This window comes from Pseudomonas sp. SDO5532_S415, from assembly GCF_054071155.1.
Genome location: NZ_JBSVWS010000283.1, coordinates 1 through 4,309, shown reverse-complemented (window position 1 = coordinate 4,309; position 4,309 = coordinate 1). Strand labels below are relative to the sequence as shown.

Below are 4,309 nucleotides of genomic sequence, written 5' to 3'. Positions count from 1 at the left end.
TCGTGAACGATAACGCTGGAGACCTGATGCCCAGCGGCGTACTTGCGACCATCGCGAGCAAGCTCGCTCCTACAGGGAATCGGAAATCCGATAGTCCTTGGGTGAAGCTTTACGCCGAGTGGTAAGTCGGCAACGCAAACCGCTGCTGGCTTTGCAGCATGGAAATCTGCGGCAGTTCGCTGGCCTGCTCCGCCAGGTCGCGGCGAATGGCGCTGATGACCCACGACAATTGATCGCCATTGTGCAATTGCTGATAGGAAATCGAGCGTTTGAAGACTTTTCCTTCTGCGCTCAGAGTCAGCAGGATTCCGCCGTCAGGTCGTGCCTGGGTGGTGACTTCGAAGTTGGAGAACAAGGATGAAAATTTTTCCTGGATCAGGCTCATGTCTATCAGCTCCGTGAGTACTTGAATGGCAAGCATGCACAGAGCGTTGCAGTGATTGTGCCAGTACCCGATTCTGAAAAATATCCTTTAAAAACAATGATTTAATTTTTTAGCTGTTTTTCATTTTCGTGCAATTTGCAAGAATGGCCATCGTGCATCCTGCATTTTGCGGGGTCGTCGGCGATTCGATGGAACCATTTTGTGTGCCGGTGCTCGCGATTTCCAACACCGGCGTCGCAGATACAAAACATTTCAAAAACCGCGTGTACAGCTCCAGAACCGTTGACGTATTTTCGGGCTTCAATCAGCGCCGCCCGACAATAAAAAGATCGAACGGGAGCAACCATGAGCCGCACCTCGAGCGACACGATTACCTGGGGCATGATGCTCCGCAAGCTGCCTTCCATTGCCAAAGCCCTGCCACGGGTGGTCAAGGGAATGAAGCTCGCCAATGTCAAGGATCCGACCCAACCGTGTGGCCTGGGCTGGAGTTTCGAGCAGGCAACCCTGCGCAATCCTGATGGCCCGGCATTACTGTACGGCGAGGTGTCGCTGACTTATGCACAGGCCAATCAGTGGGCCAATCGCATTGCCCATTACCTGATCGAGCAAGGCATCGGCAAGGGCGATGTGGTGGCGGTATTCATCGAAAACCGCCCGGAGCTGTTGGTGACGATACTGGCAGTGGCCAAGGTTGGCGCGATCAGTGCCTTGCTCAACACGTCGCTGACCCGCGACACCCTGGTCCATAGCCTGAATCTGGTGACACCGGCCGCCATTGTGGTCGGCGAGGAGCTTGTCCCGGCGTTTCTGGCGGTGCGCGAGCAGGTGGCGATCGAGGCGGGACGAACCTGGTTTGTCGCCGATCAAGACACTTACCGCCATCCTGGAATGGCCCCCGATGGTTTCATCAATCTGATGACGTCCAGCGTCGGCGCCGACGGTGCCAACCCCGTCAGCAGCCGGCAGGTTTTCTTCGACGACCCCTGTTTCTATATCTACACCTCGGGCACCACCGGTTTGCCCAAGGCCGGGGTGTTCAAACACGGACGCTGGATGCGCAGCTCCGCCAGCTTCGGGATGATTGCGCTGGATATGCGCCCGGAAGATGTCGTCTATTGCACCTTGCCGCTGTATCACGCCACCGGCCTTTGCGTGTGCTGGGGCTCGGCCATCAGCGGTGCCTCGGGGTTTGCCATCCGCCGCAAGTTCAGCGCCAGTCAGTTCTGGAGCGACGTGCGCAAGTACCGCGCGACCACCATCGGTTATGTCGGCGAATTGTGTCGTTATCTGATCGATCAACCGCCCAGTGCCGACGACAGCAAGCACGGCGTGATCAAGATGATCGGCAACGGCCTGCGCCCCGGTGCCTGGCGTGAGTTCAAGACGCGCTTTGGTGTAAACCACATTTGCGAACTGTATGCCGCCAGCGACGGCAATATCGGTTTCACCAACATTCTGAATTTCGACAACACCGTCGGTTTTTCCCTGATGTCCTGGGAGTTGGCGGCGTACGACCACGACAGTGGAGCGCCGACCCGTGAAGCCAATGGCTTCATGCGCAAGGTTGGCAAAGGCGAGCAGGGGCTTTTGCTGGCCAGGATCGATGACAAGGCGCCGCTGGATGGCTACACCGACCCGCAGAAAACCGAAAAAGTCGTGCTTCATGACGTCTTCGTGAAGGGCGACCGTTATTTCAACACCGGCGACCTGCTGCGCAACATTGGTTTTGGCCACGCGCAGTTTGTCGATCGTTTGGGTGACACCTACCGCTGGAAAGGGGAAAACGTCTCGACCACCGAAGTCGAGAACATGCTCCTGAAACATCCGCTTATTTCCGAGGCCGTGGCCTATGGCGTGGAAATCCGCAACACCAACGGCCGGGCCGGAATGGCGGCGATCACGCCCGCCGAGTCCCTGGCGACCCTGGACTTCAGTGAATTGCTGGCGTTTATCCGGCAGCAGCTTCCGGCCTATGCAGTGCCGTTGTTCCTGCGGGTGAAAGTGAAAATGGAAACCACCGGGACGTTCAAGTATCAGAAGACCCGGCTCAAGGACGAAGCGTTTGACCCGGGGCGAACCGGCGATGACCCGATCTATGCGTGGTTGCCGGGAACCGACACTTATGTGCAGGTCACCGAACAGGTGCTGGCCGAGATTCACAGTGGCTTGCATCGTTATTGAATGTGGCTATGGCCGCGCATCAGAAAAAAGAAGTGACAGTGCCGGGGTGGCTCGGGAAACTGTCGGCTTTGCGAATAATTGAATGTGGAGTGCTCAATGTCAGACAAAAGCCGCCAGATGACCCCCGAAGAAGCTGCCGAGTTTGCCGAACAGGTATTCAACAAGGCGCGGGAGGGCGATGCGGCCATGATGGCTGCGCTGCTGACCAAAGGCCTGCCGCCGAACCTGCGCAATCACAAGGGCGACACCTTGCTGATGCTGGCCGCGTACCACGGCCATGTGGACACCGTGAAAGTCCTGCTCGAACACAAGGCCGATCCGGAAATCCGCAACGATAACGGTCAGAGTCCGATCGCGGGTGCTGCCTTCAAGGGCGACCTGGCGGTCGTCACGGCGCTGGTTGAAGGTGGCGCGCAGGTCGAGGGTTCGTCGTTCGACGGGCGTACGGCGTTGATGATGGCGGCGATGTTCAATCGCGTCGCCATCGTCGACTACCTGATCAGCAAAGGCGCCGACCCGAAAGCCAAGGACGCCAACGGCATTACCGCGTTGGATGCGGCGAAAACCATGGGCGCGGTCGATACCGTTGCACAGCTGGAGAAACTGCTGGGTTAATCGCCCTGTCTGAACTCTGTGGCGAGGGAGCTTGCTCCCGCTCGGCTGCGAAGCAGTCGTAAACTCGACAGACGCGGTCTAGCCGAATGACCGCACTCGCTGTTTCTGGGGGCGCTTCGCACCCCAGCGGGAGCAAGCTCCCTCGCCACAGAAGGTCTGTTGCCTCAGGTCCGCAATTCATCCATTAATGCGTTATCCTTCGCGCCCTCAAAATTCCCTCGCTACAGGATCTGCCCCATGAAAGCCGCACTCGTCGAACTCATCAGCAAAATCAGCTCCGGGTGCATGGGTGAAGACGAAATCCTCAAGGTCGCTGACGAAGCGGCCCAGGCGTACGCGGATCCACAGGGTTTTCTGAGCGCCAATCCGGACATCAACTACGACGACACTTTCCCGATTCCGCTGGGCGAGTGGGTGGTCGTCGGCAGTCTGCCCGAAACCGTGCTGTTCCAGGCCGACACGTACATGGACCTGTTCGCCCAGATCGTCGCCTCCTTCGGTCCGGGCGTCGAGTTCAACCTCAAGCCCAAGCAACTGGCCAAGACCGAAGCCCTGACCGCGCTCAATCGCATCCAGGTGCAAATGAGCAGCCTGAACAAGGAAAACGGTGGTTACACACTGCTGAACTTCAGTCAGTTGCTCGACGACGAGCTGCAAGTGGTGCTGGTCTACGGCAACGACGTGCCACGGGTACTCGAGTTGTGCGCCGAAGTCGGCATCGCGGCTGCGCCCGCCCTGGAAGCCTTGAAAGTGGCCATCCACGTCTGAGACGGTAAAGCTGTCAATAAAACGGAACCCTTGTCCGGGCCGGCTATCCTAAGGGGGCATACCACTCTTTGGGAGCGTCACCATGGGTTCCACGTTCAACAGCCTGGTCGGCCTGATCATTCTTGCCCTGGACATCTGGGCCATCATCAACGTGCTGAAAAGTGGCGTCTCCACCGGGATGAAAATCATCTGGGTGCTGTTGATCCTGCTGCTGCCGGTTTTGGGCCTGATCATCTGGGCCATTGCCGGGCCGAGAGGTGATGTCAGGGTCTGACTGCGCCTTCGGGCACAACGCATTTCCCTTGTGGGAGCGAGCCTGCTCGCGAAGGAGATGGCACATTCAATTTGGATGTGGCT

Annotated in this window: 5 protein-coding genes; 4 read left to right on the top strand and 1 reads right to left on the bottom strand. The window is 58.0% G+C overall.

Going from position 1 to position 4,309, the window contains the following annotated elements:
- Positions 1–109: 109 nt before the first annotated feature.
- Positions 110–385, bottom strand: a complete 276-nt coding sequence (locus ACW9HW_RS29125) for a DUF3509 domain-containing protein (protein WP_095196811.1) — start codon at positions 383–385, stop codon at positions 110–112.
- Between the two features lie 345 nt (positions 386–730).
- Here ACW9HW_RS29125 and ACW9HW_RS29120 point away from each other — a divergent pair, with 345 nt between their 5' ends.
- The 4 genes from ACW9HW_RS29120 to ACW9HW_RS29105 all read left to right on the top strand — a co-directional run bounded on the left by ACW9HW_RS29120 (position 731) and on the right by ACW9HW_RS29105 (position 4,226).
- A complete protein-coding gene (locus ACW9HW_RS29120) occupies positions 731–2,569 on the top strand; it encodes a long-chain-acyl-CoA synthetase (protein WP_457402769.1) in 1,839 nt (612 codons plus the stop codon).
- Positions 2,570–2,665: 96 nt separating this feature from the next.
- Positions 2,666–3,184: an ankyrin repeat domain-containing protein gene (locus ACW9HW_RS29115; protein ID WP_137806741.1), complete on the top strand. Its 519-nt coding sequence runs from the start codon at positions 2,666–2,668 to the stop codon at positions 3,182–3,184.
- 237 nt (positions 3,185–3,421) lie between these two features.
- Positions 3,422–3,952 (top strand): hypothetical protein, encoded by a 531-nt coding sequence (locus tag ACW9HW_RS29110; protein WP_095196808.1) that lies wholly within the window; start codon positions 3,422–3,424, stop codon positions 3,950–3,952.
- Positions 3,953–4,034: 82 nt separating this feature from the next.
- Entirely contained in the window at positions 4,035–4,226 is a 192-nt protein-coding gene (locus ACW9HW_RS29105; protein ID WP_095196807.1) for a PLDc N-terminal domain-containing protein, read from the top strand.
- The last annotated feature ends 83 nt before the right edge of the window (positions 4,227–4,309 follow it).